General features: G+C 65.6%; 13 protein-coding genes. 7 read left to right on the forward strand and 6 right to left on the reverse strand.

Going from position 1 to position 14881, the window contains the following annotated elements; genetic code table 11:
* Positions 1-203: 203 nt before the first annotated feature.
* Both ACFW0H_RS11020 and ACFW0H_RS11025 read right to left on the reverse strand, forming a co-directional pair.
* The gene (locus ACFW0H_RS11020; protein WP_422913941.1) at positions 204-935 is read right to left on the reverse strand and encodes a TorF family putative porin; all 732 of its coding nucleotides are present in this window, start codon (positions 933-935) and stop codon (positions 204-206) included.
* Between the two features lie 101 nt (positions 936-1036).
* Positions 1037-2779 carry an amidohydrolase gene (locus tag ACFW0H_RS11025; protein ID WP_422913942.1) on the reverse strand — a complete coding sequence of 581 codons (1743 nt, stop codon included), beginning with the start codon at positions 2777-2779 and terminating at the stop codon, positions 1037-1039.
* Between the two features lie 107 nt (positions 2780-2886).
* Here ACFW0H_RS11025 and ACFW0H_RS11030 point away from each other — a divergent pair, with 107 nt between their 5' ends.
* The 3 genes from ACFW0H_RS11030 (at position 2887) to ACFW0H_RS11040 (ending at position 6741) form a co-directional block, all read left to right on the forward strand.
* Positions 2887-3801, forward strand: a complete 915-nt coding sequence (locus ACFW0H_RS11030) for a LysR family transcriptional regulator (RefSeq protein ID WP_422913943.1) — start codon at positions 2887-2889, stop codon at positions 3799-3801.
* A gap of 174 nt (positions 3802-3975) precedes the next feature.
* On the forward strand, positions 3976-5712 hold the full coding sequence (aceK, locus tag ACFW0H_RS11035; RefSeq protein WP_422913944.1) for a bifunctional isocitrate dehydrogenase kinase/phosphatase: 1737 nt from the start codon (positions 3976-3978) through the stop codon (positions 5710-5712).
* A 9-nt stretch (positions 5713-5721) separates the two neighbouring features.
* Entirely contained in the window at positions 5722-6741 is a 1020-nt protein-coding gene (locus ACFW0H_RS11040; protein ID WP_422913945.1) for an AraC family transcriptional regulator, read from the forward strand.
* A 129-nt stretch (positions 6742-6870) separates the two neighbouring features.
* Here the strand turns inward: ACFW0H_RS11040 and ACFW0H_RS11045 are convergent, their stop codons facing one another.
* Complete coding sequence (locus tag ACFW0H_RS11045; RefSeq protein ID WP_422913946.1) at positions 6871-7212, reverse strand: BRO-N domain-containing protein; 342 nt, start codon at positions 7210-7212, stop codon at positions 6871-6873.
* Positions 7213-7742: 530 nt separating this feature from the next.
* On the opposite strand from ACFW0H_RS11045, the gene ACFW0H_RS11050 reads away from it, so the two are divergent.
* Together ACFW0H_RS11050 and ACFW0H_RS11055 are read left to right on the forward strand one after the other, a co-directional pair.
* Entirely contained in the window at positions 7743-8783 is a 1041-nt protein-coding gene (locus tag ACFW0H_RS11050) for a histone deacetylase family protein (protein ID WP_422913947.1), read from the forward strand.
* Positions 8780-9865 carry an extracellular solute-binding protein gene (locus tag ACFW0H_RS11055; protein WP_422913948.1) on the forward strand — a complete coding sequence of 362 codons (1086 nt, stop codon included), beginning with the start codon at positions 8780-8782 and terminating at the stop codon, positions 9863-9865. The genes ACFW0H_RS11050 and ACFW0H_RS11055 overlap by 4 nt, the downstream gene beginning before the upstream one ends.
* 77 nt (positions 9866-9942) lie before the next feature.
* Here the strand turns inward: ACFW0H_RS11055 and ACFW0H_RS11060 are convergent, their stop codons facing one another.
* Complete coding sequence (locus tag ACFW0H_RS11060; RefSeq protein WP_422913949.1) at positions 9943-11136, reverse strand: YbfB/YjiJ family MFS transporter; 1194 nt, start codon at positions 11134-11136, stop codon at positions 9943-9945.
* Positions 11137-11245: 109 nt separating this feature from the next.
* Between ACFW0H_RS11060 and ptrR the strand changes: the two genes are divergently transcribed.
* Positions 11246-12115, forward strand: a complete 870-nt coding sequence (ptrR, locus tag ACFW0H_RS11065) for a putrescine utilization regulator PtrR (RefSeq protein ID WP_422913950.1) — start codon at positions 11246-11248, stop codon at positions 12113-12115.
* A gap of 271 nt (positions 12116-12386) precedes the next feature.
* Positions 12387-12521 (forward strand): PA1414 family protein, encoded by a 135-nt coding sequence (locus tag ACFW0H_RS11070; RefSeq protein WP_422913951.1) that lies wholly within the window; start codon positions 12387-12389, stop codon positions 12519-12521.
* Between the two features lie 8 nt (positions 12522-12529).
* On the opposite strand, the gene ACFW0H_RS11075 is transcribed toward ACFW0H_RS11070, so the two are convergent.
* Both ACFW0H_RS11075 and ACFW0H_RS11080 read right to left on the reverse strand, forming a co-directional pair.
* On the reverse strand, positions 12530-13255 hold the full coding sequence (locus ACFW0H_RS11075) for an MBL fold metallo-hydrolase (RefSeq protein ID WP_422913952.1): 726 nt from the start codon (positions 13253-13255) through the stop codon (positions 12530-12532).
* Between the two features lie 246 nt (positions 13256-13501).
* Positions 13502-14881 carry a sodium:solute symporter family protein gene (locus tag ACFW0H_RS11080; RefSeq protein WP_422913953.1) on the reverse strand — a complete coding sequence of 460 codons (1380 nt, stop codon included), beginning with the start codon at positions 14879-14881 and terminating at the stop codon, positions 13502-13504.

Below are 14881 nucleotides of genomic sequence, written 5' to 3' on the forward strand. Positions count from 1 at the left end.
CCTCGGAGCGGCGCAATCTACAACTTGCTTTCAAATTGGCGGAACAGTTTTGAGGCGAGAGGCAGGTGGGGGGCGGATAGATTTCCTGTAGGGGCGAATTCATTCGCCAAGCAGGCCGAAGGTCTGCCATGGAGGCTCCATTTGGACTGCTGCGCAGCCCTTGGCGAATGAATTCGCCCCTACAGTGGATGATCGTGCGGCTGCTAGAAGCTCCTGCTCACGCTCGCCACCCAGGTCGCGCTGCAGACATCGGTGAAACCGTAGTAGCTGGCGCATTCGGCCTCGGACAGGTCGGTGTCGACATAGGCGAGTCCCCAGGTCACGCCGACGAAGTCCCGGGTCAGCTTGGCTTCCCATTCGTGGTAGTCGTCGGTGCTCTCGCCGCTGGAGGACCAGAACATCGGGTCCTTGAAGTCGTTGCGGCCGTAACGCAGCTTCAGGCCGACATCCAGGGGCAGGGCCGCTTCGTAGCTGACGTAGCTGTAGAGGATGTCCTGCTGTTCACCGAAGACGTTCTTGGCATCGTCGGAGTAGTAGGCGGCCAGTTTGAAACCGTAGGCGCCGAGGATGGCGTAGACCTCGCTCTGGTTGAACTGGCTTTCCTTCGGATAGGCGTATTTGACGTAGCCCGCATCCAGGCTCACGTCGTCGGTGGCCTGCCAGTACCAGCCGGCGTAGTAGTCCACTTCCTGGCGGGTCTTGAGGTCGAAGCCGAAGTCCACGTTGGAGGTCCAGACGCCGGCATAGAGGCCGCTGGAGTGCAGCAGGGTAGCGCCCGCCTGGGCCGCCGGGTCGTTCTGGGTCTGGGAGATGCCGCGGGTGCGGTAGTCGCTGGCCAGGGTCAGGTCGACCTGCAGGCTGAAGTCGTCGGAGAGCTGCACGGCCTGGCAGGCGAGGGGGGCCAGGGTGAGGGCGAGGAGGGTGAAGCGTTTCATCGAGTGGTTCCCGTTGTTGTGATTGTTCGGGCAGATGCGGGCAAGGCTCCGCCCGGCCCCCGCAGGGGAGCGGGAGCAGGGCGGGGAGCAGGGGCTCGTAGTTAGAGGTCGGCGTCGAAGACTTCGCGGCCGGCGAACCAGGTCTTCAGCACCTTGGTATCACGCAGGGCTTGCGGCTCGACCTGGAACACGTCGCGGTCGAGCAGGATCAGGTCGGCCTGCTTGCCGGGCTTGAGCGAGCCGATCTGCCGGTCCAGGCCGATGGTGCGGGCGGAGTTGAGGGTGTAGGCCTGGAACATGGTTTCGCGGTCGATCTCCTCGTCCGGATTCAGCACACCCTTGGGTCCCTTGCGGCTGACCGCCTGGTAGATGGCCTTCCAGGGTTCCGGCGTGGTCACCGGCCAGTCGCTGGCGCCGGAAATGGTGGCGCCGTTCTTCAGCAGCGAGCGCGCCGGGTACTGGTACTGGAAGGCCATGGCGCTGATATAGGGCTGCACCAGGTCCAGGCTGAGCTCATCGGCGCTGGCCCAGTAGAGTTGCATGGAGGCAATCACGTCCAGCGGCTTGAAGCGGGCGAATTCCTTCGGGTTGACCATCTGCAGGTGGGTGACCGAATGGGCGATGCCGCTCTGGCGGTCGCGGCGCGCCTGCTCGATGCCGTTGAGGGATTCGCGCACCGCGCGGTCGCCGATCGCGTGGACGTGCACCAGCCAGCCACGGGCATCGGCCGCGCTGACCAGCTCACCGAAATGCGCTGGGTCGATCAGCAGCTCGCCACGCTTGTTCGAGTTCTTGTAGGGCTCCAGCATGGCGGCGGTCTGCGCCGGGATTTCCGCCACGCCGTCGGCGAAGACCTTGATGCCGGGCAGGGTCAGGTTGGGCAGGCCCTGGAACTGCTGGCGCACCTGATCGAGGGTATCCAGGTCAGCCGGCGTGCTCTTCGGGTTGGCCACCAGCAGGGCGGCGACATGGGCGGTCAGCTCGCCTTTCTCGGCCAGCGCCTTGTAGGCTGGGAGTACGCCCAGGGTCCGGGCGGTGGGCTTGAAGTCGAACAGGGGTTCGCCCGGCGCGGCGTTGGCCGCCGGGTCCATCCAGGCGGTGATGCCCAGGCTGAGGTTGTAGCGCAATGCCGAGCGCGCGGCCTTCAGCAGTTGCTCGGCGGTGGCCGGCGGCAGCTGCGCCATCACCGGGTCGAGTCCCGCATCGGCGAGGAAACCATTGGGCTGGCCGTCGGGATGATGGCCGATGGTGGCCTGGGCTTCGCCCTGCAGGCCCTTCACCATGGCGGCGTCGATGCCGGCGCGTTTCAGCATGGCCCGGTTGGCCCAGCCGGTGTGGTGGTCCCAGCCGAGGAAGAAGATCGGCACATCGGCCCATTCCCCCTGGTTGAAGCGCTGTTCGAGCTCCGCCAGCTGGCTCCAGGCGGCAGACGGCACGCCGCTGACGCTGAGCGCGTCGCCATGCCGCGCCTTGCCGTTCTCGCGCCACTGGCGCAGGCGCTGCTCCAGCTCGGCCACGGGAATCAATTGGCCGCCGAGGCTGGCCGAGTCCAGCTCCAGACCACCGAAGATGGCGTGGGAGTGGGAGTCGACGAAGCCCGGCATCAGCACCTTGCCGCCCAGGTCCAGCACTCGGGTGCCGGCTTCCTTCAGGCGCAGCACCTCGGCGTCGCTGCCAACGGCGCGCAGCTTGCCGGCTTCGATGGCCACCGCCTGTTGCAGGGCCTGGCCGGGTTCGGCGGTGTAGACCTTGGCGTTGTGGAGGATGAGGTCGACGGCCGCCATGCTTTCCATCGAGGAACAGGCCAGCGCCACAGCCATCAGGGTGGGTACAAAGGTTTTCATTGGGTGTCTTCCAGTTCTTGTTGGTCTGGCGCTGAGCCTAACCAAGCCAGGCGGGCGGCAGAATGCTATGTTTCCGCACAACTTTTGTGCCGATCAGGAACAGGTCGATGGACAAACTCAGCGCGCTCACCATGTTCGTCGCCACCGCCGAATACGGCAGCTTCAGCCGTGCCGCCGAGCAGCTGGGCAAGACGCCGTCGGCGCTGACCAAGGCGGTCGGGCATCTGGAGTCGGAATTGGGCGTGCGCCTGTTCGAGCGCACCACCCGGCGCATGGCCCTCACCGAGGCTGGGCAGATCTACCTGGAAGGGGCCCGCCAGGCCTTGATGCAGCTGCAACTGGCCGGGGAGGAACTTGACCAGTTGCACCACGAACTGCGCGGCACATTGCGGCTTATCGCGCCACCGTCGTTCGGGCCCGCGTTTCTCAACGAAGTCTGTTGCCGCTTCATGGACGCCCACCCCCAGGTGCGCCTGGAGGTGCACCTGAACGACAATTTCCTGGATCTGGTCGAAGGCGGCTACGACCTCGCCCTGCGCGACGGCCCCACGGACCTGCCGGGGGTGATCGCCAGGCCGCTGACGGAAAACCGCATCCTCCTGTGCGGCAGCCCCGCCTACCTGGAGCGCAAGGGGCTGGAGGTGTCGCTGGAGACCTATCTGCAGCATGACTGGCTGACCTTCCGGCATCCCGCGCTCAATCGGCATTTCTGGTGGCTGCGATTGGATGGCGAGCGTATCCGTGTGCCGCAACCCATACCGAAACTGGCCAGTGACAACTTCGACTTCCTGCTCACCTGCCTGCTGGGCGGCCACGGGTTGCAGATCGTTCCGCAATGGAGCGCCGCGCCTTATCTGGCCAGCGGCCAACTGGTGCGCGTACTGCCTGAATACGAGATGGAACCTGACGCGTTCGGCCCCTGGGTGCATGTCCTCTACCTGGCCCACCGCCGGCGGACCCGCAAGGTGCGGGTGTTCATCGAGATGCTGGAGGGGTATCTGCGGGAGAGGGGGATTGCGTGATCCCAGGCACAGGGTTCGGGCTGTAGGGGCGAATTCATTCGCCAAGCAGGCCGAAGGCCTGCCCTTGGGACCTGAGGGGCTGCTTCGCAGCCCTTGGCGAATGAATTCGCCCCTACAACGAGGAATTTTTTCTGGCTAAGCTCGGCATTCCTCCTCCTCAGCCGAGACATCCCCATGGCGCAGCAATGGCCGGCCGAAGGCATCGCCCGACTGATCCTCGAAGGCTTCGACGATTACCGCGAGCAGTTCCGCCAGATCACCGATGGCGCCCGCGCCCGTTTCGAGCAGGCGCAGTGGCAGGCGACCCAGTTGGCCGCCGCCGAGCGGATCGCCCTCTATGAGGTGAAAGTCGGCGAGACCAGCGGGCGCCTGCAGGCAGCCTATGCCACCGAGGAACTGCTCGATGTGCAGCTCTGGCCGCTGGTGAAGAGCGCCTACATCGACCTGATCGACCTGCGCCTGGACGATGAGCTGTCCGAGACCTGGTACAACTCGATCTTCTGCAGCCTGTTCAGCCACGACCTGATCAGCGACGGCTGCATGTTCATCCATACCACGCGGCCTTCACTGCGTGCCCACGAGCGCGCACCGCAGACCCGCAGCTATCGCCCCGAGGGCCGGTTGCACGCGGCGCTGTCGGCGATCCTCGACGATTTCCGCTTCGACGTGCCCTACGACGACCGCGCCGGGGACCTGGAGCGCCTGGAGGTCCAGTTGCGCGAGCATCTTCCGGACTGGGTATGCAAGGACCGCGAGCTGTGCATCGAACTGTTCGCCTCGCCGCTCTACCGCAACAAGGGCGCCTACCTGGTGGGGCGCATCTACACGCGCGACGAGCAATGGCCCCTGGTGATCCCGCTGCTGCACCGCGAAGGCCGTGGCATCCAGGCCGACGCGGTAATCACCGATGAAGCGGAAGTGTCGATCATCTTCTCCTTCACCCGCTCCTACTTCATGGTGGACGTGGCGGTGCCGGCCGAGTTCGTCGGCTTTCTCAAGCGCATCCTGCCGGGCAAGCACATCGCCGAGCTGTACACCTCCATCGGTTTCTACAAGCACGGCAAGTCGGAGTTCTACCGTGCCCTGATCAACCACCTGGCCAATACCGACGACCGCTTCATCATGGCCCCCGGTGTGCGCGGCATGGTGATGAGCGTATTCACCCTGCCGGGCTTCAACACCGTGTTCAAGGTGATCAAGGACCGCTTCGCCCACGCCAAGACCGTGGACCGCAACACCGTGATCGAAAAGTACCGCCTGGTGAAAAACGTCGACCGGGTGGGGCGCATGGCCGATACCCAGGAGTTCGCCGACTTCCGCTTCCCGAAATCCAAGTTCGACCCGGACTGCCTGGCGGAACTGCTGGAGGTGGCGCCGTCCACCATCGCTGTAGAAGGCGACGTGGTGTTGATCCGTCACTGCTGGACCGAGCGCCGCATGACGCCGCTGAATATCTACCTGGAAAGCGCCAGCGAGGCCCAGGTGCACGAGGCGCTCTACGACTACGGCCTGGCCATCAAGCAATTGGCGGCGGCGAATATCTTCCCCGGCGACATGCTGCTGAAGAACTTCGGCGTCACCCGCCACGGCCGCGTGGTGTTCTACGACTACGACGAGATCTGCTTCCTCACCGAGGTCAACTTCCGCGTCATCCCGCCGCCCCGTTATCCGGAGGACGAGATGTCCGCCGAGCCCTGGTATTCGGTGGCGCCCAACGATGTGTTCCCCGAGGAGTTCCCGCGCTTCCTGTTCGCCGACCTCGCGCAGCGCCGGCTGTTCAACAAGCTGCATGGCGATCTCTACGACGCCGACTACTGGAAGTCCCTGCAGGCGGCCATCCGCTCCGGCAAGGTGATCGACGTTTTCCCCTACCGGCGGCAGGAACGGGAGCTGACCGAGGCCATCCAGTAAGGCGCCACCATGGTCGAACACGTATTTTCCCGCGCCACCTGGCTGAACTCGCTGCATATGTCGGCGCTGAGCGTGGCATTGCTGCAGGAGGAGGGCATAGCCGCCTGCGAAGTCCTGGCCGGCAGCGGTATCAGCGAGCAGGATCTGGTCGAGCTGCAGCGCCTGGTCAATCCCGAGCAGGAGCAGCAGGTCTACGCCAATGCCGTGCGCCTGGCGCCGCGCCCGGCCCTGGGTCTGACCCTGGGCCTGCGCACACGTATTTCCGCTTATGGCCTGGTGGGCTATGCCATGCTATCGGCACCGACCTTCGGCGAGGCGCTGCGCATCGGCCTCGCCTACCCGGTGCTGCTGGGCACTTATTTCCGCCTGGCCCTGGAGCGGGACGGCGACACCGCCTGGCTCACCGCCACCGGCTACAGCGAGGCCGAGTCGCTACGCGCGTTCAACACCGAAGTCTGCCTGGGGTCGCTCAAGGTCACCTTCGCCGACCTGCTGGGCCAGCCCCTGCCGCTGCGCGCGGTGCAACTGGACTATCCGGCCGGCAGCGGCATGGCGCGACCTTACGCCCGGGGTTTCGGCTGCCCGGTGGCATTCGGCGCAAGCCGCAGCGCCATCGGCTTCGACGCCGCCTGGCTGGACCGCCGCCTGCCCCTGGCCGACCCGGTGACCCACAAGGAAATGCTCGAACAGTGCCGCCGCCAGAACGTCGAACTCGCCGCTCGTCGGGCCTGGCTGGAACGGGTACGCGGCCTGCTTGCAGCCCGCCTGCAGGACCCGCCGGGGCTGGACGAACTGGCGAAGCAGATGAACTGCTCCTCGCGCAGCCTGCGCCGCCACCTGGCCCAGCAGCAGACCAGCTACCAGCAGTTGCTGGACGAACTGCGCTTCACCCGCGCCAAGGAAATGCTGCAGCAGGGCGACATCCCCATCTACCGCATCGCCGAAGCGCTCGGCTTCAGCGAGACCGCCAGCCTGCGCCACGCCTTCCAGCGCTGGAGCGGGCAACCGCCGAGTCATTTTCGGGGGTGAGGTTGAGGATGGTGGCGGGAATTTCTTTGTAGGGGCGAATTCATTCGCCAAGCGGATCGCAGGTTCGCCCTGCCGGGCCTCGCGGGGCAGCTGCGCTGCCCTTGGCGAATGAATTCGCCCCTACAGGATTTACGCCGCCCGGCGCGGCGCGCGCAGCGTGGGAATCACCTCGTGGGTCAGCCAGCGGCGCAGGTTGCGGTTTTCCGGGTGGTAGAAGCGGCGCAGCAGCAGGTCGTAGCTGCCCGATTCGCTGACCATCAATTCTTCCGCCACCAGGCCGCGGCCGCACTTGAGCAGGCCGGTGCGCCACTGGTCGGCGTCGAGGCCATCGTTCATCCGGACATTGGCGGAAACGCCCAGCAGACGGCCCAGGTCGCGGGCGGCGAACCAGGGCTCATGGCCGATGAGGGTGGCGCGCAGCAGGCGGCCGTGACGGAAGAAATGGAGGGTTTCGTAAAAGGTGGTGCTCATGGCGCAACTCCTTGTCGAACGATGAGGAGCCGCCACCGGGTACATCCAGAGAAGGGTGGCGGACTGTGCAAGGTTGGAACCACCGGGTACGGGAACCGGCCGGGCACATGCCCGCCTCGCACAGTCCGCCATGACTGCCAGGTGAACTTGAGTAATGCCCAGTTCACCTGCATGGCTTACCGCACTCCCGTACACCTCCGGGGTTCCAGCCCGGGCCACGACCGTAGTCGCAACGAGGCCGGATGCTGCCCAAGCGCCGTGTAGGACGGCAATGCGGTTGCGCTGTCGGACGTTTCGGATTGGCAATGCAATCCGGTTTCGTAGGATGGGTGGAGCGGAGCGATACCCATGCGGAAGGCCATGATGGGTATCGCAAGCTCCACCCATCCTACAAATGCATCATGAGCGGGTGTTCGGCCAAATAAATTGGCCATATCGATCCCCTATTGGCCGCCCCAGCCTCTGCGCAAACGTCCGTGCCGGCCACAGAATCACCTCACCAATAACAAGACCCGAATGAGGTGCCCTCCATGCTGACCGTCTACAGCGACGATCATCGTCTCCACTTCGGCCAGTCGGAACTGGTCGATGGCAAGCTCCAGCCCTGTTTCGAAATGCCCAGCCGCGCCGATACCGTGCTGGCGCGGGTTCGCCAGCAGGCAATCGGCGAGGTGATCGAGCCCAAAGACTTCGGCCTGGAGCCGATCCTGCGGGTGCATGACGCCGCCTATGTGGAGTTCCTCAAGGGCGCCTGGGAGCGTTGGGCCGCCGAAGGCCATAGCTGCGACCTGCTGCCCACCACCTTCCCGGCACGCCGCCTGCGCCGCGACGGCCCCATCCCCACCGCGCTGCACGGCCAGCTCGGTCACTACTGCTTCGATACCGAGGCGCCCATCACCGCCGGCACCTGGCAGGCCGTGTACAGCTCGGCCCAGGTGGCGCTGACCGCCCAGGACCACATGCGCCAGGGCGCCAATACCGCCTTCGCCCTCTGCCGTCCGCCGGGACACCATGCCGGCAGCGATTTCATGGGCGGCTACTGCTTCTTCAACAATGCCGCCATCGTCACCCAGGCCTTCCTCGACCAGGGCGCCAGGCGGGTGGCCATCCTCGACGTCGACTACCACCACGGCAACGGCACCCAGGAACTGTTCTACGGGCGCAGCGACGTGCTCTTCGCCTCCATCCACGGCGACCCGCTGGTGGAATACCCCTACTACCTGGGCCACGCCGACGAGCGCGGCGAAGGCGCGGGCGCCGGCTTCAACCACAACTACCCGCTGCCCCACGGCACCGGCTGGGAGGGCTGGTCCGCCGCCCTGGATGACGCCTGCCGCAAGATCGCCGCCTACGCGCCGGATGCCCTGGTGATCTCCCTGGGTGTGGACACCTACAAGGACGACCCGATTTCCAAGTTCAAGCTGGACTCGCCCGACTACGTCCGCATGGGCCAGCGCATCGCCGCCCTCGGCCTGCCCACCCTGTTCATCATGGAAGGCGGCTACGCGGTGGAAGCCATCGGCGTGAATGCGGTGAACGTTCTGCAAGGCTTTGAGGGGGCCGCGCGATGAAGGCCGGCGTCCTACTGGCGGGGGCCCTGCTGGGCGCCTCGCTGAATGCTGCCGCCGAGCCGGTGGTGCGCATCTACAACTGGTTCGACTACATCGCCCCGGACACCCTGAAGAACTTCCAGGCCGACAGCGGCATCAAGCCCCAGTACGACGTCTACGACAGCAACGAGGTGCTGGAGGCCAAGCTGCTGTCCGGCCACTCCGGCTACGACCTGGTGGTGCCCAGCGACGGCTTCCTGCCCAACTACATGAAGGCCGGCGTGTTCCAGCCGCTGGACAAGAGCAAGCTGTCCAACTGGAAGAACCTCAACCCGGCGCTGCTCAAGGTCCTGGCCGCCAAGGACCCGGGCAACCAGTACGTGATGCCCTACATGTGGGGCACCAACGGCATCGCCTACAACGTCGACAAGGTAAAGGCGGTGCTGGGCGAGAATGCGCCAGTGGATTCCTGGGAGCTGATCTTCAACCCCGACAACCTGGCCAAGCTCAAGAGCTGCGGCGTGGCCTTCCTCGATTCGCCCACCGAGGTGATACCGGAAGTGCTGCACTACCTGGGCCTGCCGCCCAACAGCCACAACCCGGACGACTACAAGAAGGCCGAGGAACTGCTGACCAGGCTGCGGCCCCATGTCAGCTACTTCAGCTCGTCGAAGTTCGTCACTGACCTCGCCAATGGCGAGGTCTGCGTGGCCCTGGCCTGGTCCGGCGGCGCCATGCAGGCGGCGGCCCGGGCGCGGGAAGCCGGCAACGGGGTGAAGGTGGAGTACCGCATTCCCAAGGAGGGCACCGCGGCCTGGTTCGATGTGCTGGCCATCCCGAAGGACGCGCAGAACGTCGAGCAGGCCCACGCCTTCCTCAACTACCTGCTTCGCCCCGAAGTGGTGGCGCCCATCTCCGACCACGTGGCCTACGCCAACCCCAACCAGGCGGCGGACAAGCTGATTTCGGCGGAGCTACGGGACAATCCCAACGTCTACCCACCGGCGGAGGTGCAGGCCAAGCTGTTCTCGGTGGAAATGCTGCCGGCGAAGCTGGAGCGCGTCCGTACCCGCACCTGGACCAAGATCAAGACCGGGACCTGATTCGGGGGCGTTCCTTGTAGGGGCGAATTCATTCGCCAGGGGCCGCGCAGCGGCCCTTTCTGTTTGTGGATCTGGCTTCAGTTCCGGCAGGGCAGACCTTCGGCCTGCTTGGCGAATGAATTCGCCCCTACAGGTTCCCCGCCCCTGGCACCGAGCATCATCCCACCCGCCAGCAGCAATCCCGCGCCGGCCACATAGAGCGCCGGCTGCAGGTCGCCCCACAGATGACTGCTCACCGCCGCCAGCAGCGGTCCCAGCAACTGCCCGAGGGCAAAGCTGGCGGTCAGCAACCCGACATTGCGCGAGTGCCCCTGCGGGTCCAGTTCCCGGGCGTACTGCATCACCAGTTGCATGCCGGCGAGGAAAGGGCCGCCGCTGAGGATCACCCCCAGGGTCAGTCCGGTCAGCCCCGGCAGGGTACAGGCGAGGGTGCCCAGGGCCTGCAGCCAGAGGGCGGCCACCAACCAGCGACGGATACTGTCGGGCCGTGGCCGACGCAGGCTCACCAGGATCACCCCGAACGCCGCGGCCAGGCCGAAGGCCGGCCAGAACAGGTCCGCCTGCCAGTGCCCGTGAAAGCGCGCGGCGGCCATCTGCGAAAGGAAAGTGGCCGGGATGATGTAGCCCAACCCCACCAGTCCATAGGCACCGAGCAGGGCGTGGAGGGCCTTCGGCCTTGCGTGGGCCGTGGTTTCCGCTTTTGGGACGGCGCCGGATGGGCAGGGCAACAGCGGCTGGGTGAGCAGGGTCAGCACCAGGGCCACGGCGCCGAAGGCCAGCCAGATGGCGGCGGAGCCCTGGCCTTGCAGGTTCAGCTCCAGGGCCAGCATCCCGGTGAGCATCACGCCGAAGGCCGGGCCGGCGAACACCAGGCTGCCCAGGCGCGGATGCCCCGCCTCGGCGGCGAGGCGCTGGCTGAGCCCGGTGGCCATCACCAGCACCCAGGCGCTGGCCACCCCCAGGCCGAAGCGCAGCAGCGCGTGGGGCCAGAAACCTTCCGCCGGGACCGAAACCAGGGTCAGCACCACGCAGGCCCAGAGGCCCCCCACCAGGCGCAGGCGGGCCTGGCCCGGGGAGCGGGCATTGAGGGCGTCGAGGGCGCCCACCAGATAGCCCAGGTAATTGGCGGCGGCCACCAGCCCGGCTGCGGCGAGGCTCACCTGGCCCTCGGCGATCAGGTGCGGCAGCTGCGGTGTCAGGGCGAAGCGACCGACGCCCATGGCGACCAGCAGGGCGAGGAAGCAGGCGAGCAGGCGGATCAGCGGGGACATGAGAAGGTTCCGGGGCAGATCATCGGAATTTCATCCTAGGCACTGGCGGTGTTCATTAAAAACGAATAAAAGAGAATGGAGTTGTTCTTTTTTGTTGAATGGTGAATCCATGGAACTCAGCCAGCTCCGCATCTTCCAGGCCGTGGCCGAGGAGGGCTCCATCACCCGCGCTGCCACCCGCCTGCACCGGGTGCCGTCCAACCTCTCCACGCGCCTCAAGCAACTGGAGGAAAGCCTGGGCGTGGAGTTGTTCCTGCGCGAACGCCAGCGCCTCACCCTGTCGCCGGCGGGCAAGGTGATGCTGGGCTACGCCGAACGCATGTTCGCCCTGCAGGCCGAGGCCGAGGCGGCGTTGCGTGGCGGTGAGCCGGCAGGGGATTTCGTCATTGGCTCGATGTTCAGCACCGCCGCCATCCACCTGCCGCCGATGCTGGTGCGCTACCACCGCACCTGGCCGGCGGTGAACCTGCAGGTGCAGACGGCGCCCAGCGGCGAATTGCTCGACGGCCTGCTCGGCGGCCGCCTGGATGCCGCGCTGGTGGACGGTCCGGTGGAATTCGCCGAGCTGGATGGTCTACCGATGTTCGAGGAGGAGATGGTACTGATCACCGAGGCTGCCCACGGACCGGTGCGCTCCGCCCAGGATGTGGCGGGGCTGGAAGTCTTCGCCTTCCGCCAGAGCTGCTCCTACCGCCGCCGGCTGGAAGGCTGGTTCGTCGCATCAAGGGTGCCGATGGCACCGCCCATGGAGATCGAGTCCTACCACAGCATGCTGGCCTGCGTGATTGCCGGCGGCGGCATCGCCCTGGTGCCGCGCTCCATGCTGGAGAGCCTGCCGGGCCGTGAAGAGGTGCGGGTGCACCAGCTGGACGCGCCCTTCAACCGTGCCACCACCTGGCTGATGTGGCGCAAGGGCATGCTCGGTGCCAACCTGCGCGCCTGGATCGACCTGCAGCAGGTTGGGCCCCAAGCATCCTGAGCGATAAGTGACGAGGATTCGTAGGGTGGATCACGCTTTACCGATCCACCGTGGGAGTTCGGCATGGCGTCGCTGGTGGACAGAAAAGCGCTGTCCACCCTACAAGGTCGATGATGATTTCCGTCATACCGTTCAGCGGTTTGACGCAGATCAGTAGGAAATTTCCGGGCGGGCATATTCTGGAACCAGCCCGGAGCAACTAAGCTCCTGACTAGGGTGGCCCAAGAAGCACGGGCCACCCGACCAATATCCCAGGAAAGGGGGGTCAAGCATGAAAAAGCGGCTAGAAGCGTGGATGTGGCAATTGGGTGTCGCGCTGGGCCTGATCGAGGCACCGCGCCTGCAACCCATTCCGGTCCGTAGTGAAGAGCAGCGCCGCCTCGCCGAGCAGCGCCGTTCGAGGTAGTAACCGGCTTACTCGTGAGCCCTGAGCCAGTTGTCCGCCAACTCGCGCAGGCGCTCACCCGAGAAGCTGGGGAAATGGCCACCATGCACGGTGCGCACCGGAAGGTCGCGCAGCCGTGCAAGGCTTTTGGCGTAGTCTTCAAGATTCGAGTGGTAGGCATTATCGATCAGCGGGCCATCGTAGATGATGTCGCCGCTGAACAGCGTCTGCGTCTTCGCTTCCCACAGGCTGATGCCACCCGGTGAATGGCCGGGGGTATGCAGCACTTCCAGCACCCGATCCCCCAGGTCCAGCACATCGCCCTCATCGATCAGCCGCGTCGCCGGTGCCGCCTTCACGTGGTACTCGGCGTAGCACAGCGGGCAGTCCGGGTGCGCCTCGAACATCTCGTCACCGACGTAATCCGTCGCGAGGGTATTGGCGCCGTCAGGGGCCGCCAGGATATCCGCTTCCGCCGGATGCACCAGGCGTTCGGGAAACTCGTGGTGGCCGGCGATATGGTCGAAGTGGGTGTGACTGGCCACCGCCAGCAGCGGCCGCTGGGTGAGCCAGTGCAATTGCTCGCGCAGGCTGACCACGCCGGAGCCCGAATCGATCAGCAGGTCGCGGTTGCGGCCCTGCACGTGCCAGAGGTTGCAGCGGTAAAAGGGCCGCACGTAGGGCTCGCTGATCAGGCTGATGCCGTCATAGCAGTGCTCGACTTCGAACCACTGGTCGCGGCTGACGATTTTCATGGGGTGTGCTCCTTGCGTAGGCCGCCTGTGAGCTGAACCTGTAGGGGCGAATTCATTCGCCAAGGGCGGCGAAGCTGCCCCCTGAGGTGTTGCAGGGCAGACCTCCGGTCTGCTTGGCGAATGAATTCGCCCCTACAAGATTAGGCCGCCAGGGGCGGCAGCCGGTGGAATGGAAATAAAAAAGCCCCGGTCGGCAAGGCCGCACCGGGGCGCAAAGCCGCCTCCGGGGAGAGGCGGCAGTGCATATCAGGCCAGGTCGGCAACTGCCTCGGTGGGGCGGGACAGCAGGCTGACCACCACGAAGCTCACCAGGCCCACAGCCAGGCTGTAGTAGATCGGGGTGTTGGCTTCCAGGCCGTCGGTGAACATGAAGACCAGCGCGGTGACGCAGCCCAGGCCCATGCTGGCGATGGCGCCCGCGGTGGTGGCGCGCTTCCAGTAGATGGCGCCCAGCAGCGGGATCAGCATGCCGCCGACCAGCAGGTTGTAGGCCAGGGTCAGGGCGCCGAGGACGTCGTTGACGATCAGGGCGATGACCAGCACGGCGACGCCGGTGAGCAGGGTAAACAGACGGGTCATGGCCAGGCTCGATTCCTTGCCGCCGCGCAGCTTGGGCAGCAGGTCTTCGGTGATGGTGGTGGAGGCGGCGAGCAGGCCGGCGCTGGCGGTGGACATCATCGCGGCCAGGGCGGCAGCGATCACAAGGCCACGGATGCCGTCCGGCAGGGAGGCCTGGACGATGGCGGCGAAGGCATTGTTGACGTTGTCCAGGTCAGGCAGCAGCACCTTGGCGCACATGCCGATCAGGGCGCCCACCAGGCCGTAGATCACGCAGTAGACACCGGCGACCGTGCCGGCGTACTTGGCTACGCCTTCGCTGCGCGCGGTGAACACACGCTGCCAGATGTCCTGGCCGATGAGGATGCCGAAGAAGTAGATCAGGAAGTAGGTGATGATCGTGTCATAACCGATGGTGGTGAAGTTGAAGGCGGTTTCCGGCAGCTTGGCCACCAGCTCATCCCAGCCACCCACGCGGTACAAGCAGATCGGCAGGAGCAGGAACATCAGGCCCACGGTCTTGATGATGAACTGCACGATGTCGGTCAGGGTCAGCGACCACATGCCGCCGATGGTGGAGTACACCACCACCACGCCGCCGCCGAGCAGCACGGATACCCAGAACGGCAGGCCGAACAGCACTTCCATGACGGTGCCGATCGCCAGGGTGGAGACCACACCGATCATCAGCGCGTAGGCGAACATGATCACCGCGCTGGCCTGGCGCGCCATCGGGTTGTAGCGGCGCTCGAGGATCTGGGTGACGGTGAAGATGCGCAGCTTCAGCAGCGGCTTGGCCAGGAACAGGTTGAGCACGATGATGCCCGCGCCCAGGGCGGCGCAGAGCCAGAAACCGGAAATGCCATGGACATAGCCCAGACGCACGGTGCCGACGGTGGAGGCGCCACCGAGCACGGTGGCGGCCATGGTGCCCATGTAGAAGGCCGGGCCGAGGTTACGGCCGGCCACCAGGAACTCCTCATGGGACTTGGCGCGGCGCATGCCGTACCAGCCGAGAAGCAGCATGCCGGCGGCATAGATCAGTACTACGAAAATATCCAAAGCCAT

Origin of the sequence: Metapseudomonas cellulosilytica (genome assembly GCF_049334135.1) — a bacterium.
GTDB lineage: Bacteria > Pseudomonadota > Gammaproteobacteria > Pseudomonadales > Pseudomonadaceae > Metapseudomonas.

Bases quoted from the DNA above. Each gene is read 5' to 3' on its own strand.
- ACFW0H_RS11020 (WP_422913941.1), bottom strand. From the start codon at position 935: ATGAAACGCTTCACCCTCCTCGCCCTCACCCTGGCCCCCCTCGCCTGC.
- ACFW0H_RS11025 (WP_422913942.1), bottom strand. From the start codon at position 2,779: ATGAAAACCTTTGTACCCACCCTGATGGCTGTGGCGCTGGCCTGTTCC.
- ACFW0H_RS11030 (WP_422913943.1), top strand. From the start codon at position 2,887: ATGGACAAACTCAGCGCGCTCACCATGTTCGTCGCCACCGCCGAATAC.
- aceK (WP_422913944.1), top strand. From the start codon at position 3,976: ATGGCGCAGCAATGGCCGGCCGAAGGCATCGCCCGACTGATCCTCGAA.
- ACFW0H_RS11040 (WP_422913945.1), top strand. From the start codon at position 5,722: ATGGTCGAACACGTATTTTCCCGCGCCACCTGGCTGAACTCGCTGCAT.
- ACFW0H_RS11045 (WP_422913946.1), bottom strand. From the start codon at position 7,212: ATGAGCACCACCTTTTACGAAACCCTCCATTTCTTCCGTCACGGCCGC.
- ACFW0H_RS11050 (WP_422913947.1), top strand. From the start codon at position 7,743: ATGCTGACCGTCTACAGCGACGATCATCGTCTCCACTTCGGCCAGTCG.
- ACFW0H_RS11055 (WP_422913948.1), top strand. From the start codon at position 8,780: ATGAAGGCCGGCGTCCTACTGGCGGGGGCCCTGCTGGGCGCCTCGCTG.
- ACFW0H_RS11060 (WP_422913949.1), bottom strand. From the start codon at position 11,136: ATGTCCCCGCTGATCCGCCTGCTCGCCTGCTTCCTCGCCCTGCTGGTC.
- ptrR (WP_422913950.1), top strand. From the start codon at position 11,246: ATGGAACTCAGCCAGCTCCGCATCTTCCAGGCCGTGGCCGAGGAGGGC.
- ACFW0H_RS11070 (WP_422913951.1), top strand. From the start codon at position 12,387: ATGAAAAAGCGGCTAGAAGCGTGGATGTGGCAATTGGGTGTCGCGCTG.
- ACFW0H_RS11075 (WP_422913952.1), bottom strand. From the start codon at position 13,255: ATGAAAATCGTCAGCCGCGACCAGTGGTTCGAAGTCGAGCACTGCTAT.
- ACFW0H_RS11080 (WP_422913953.1), bottom strand. From the start codon at position 14,881: ATGGCTTTGGATATTTTCGTAGTACTGATCTATGCCGCCGGCATGCTG.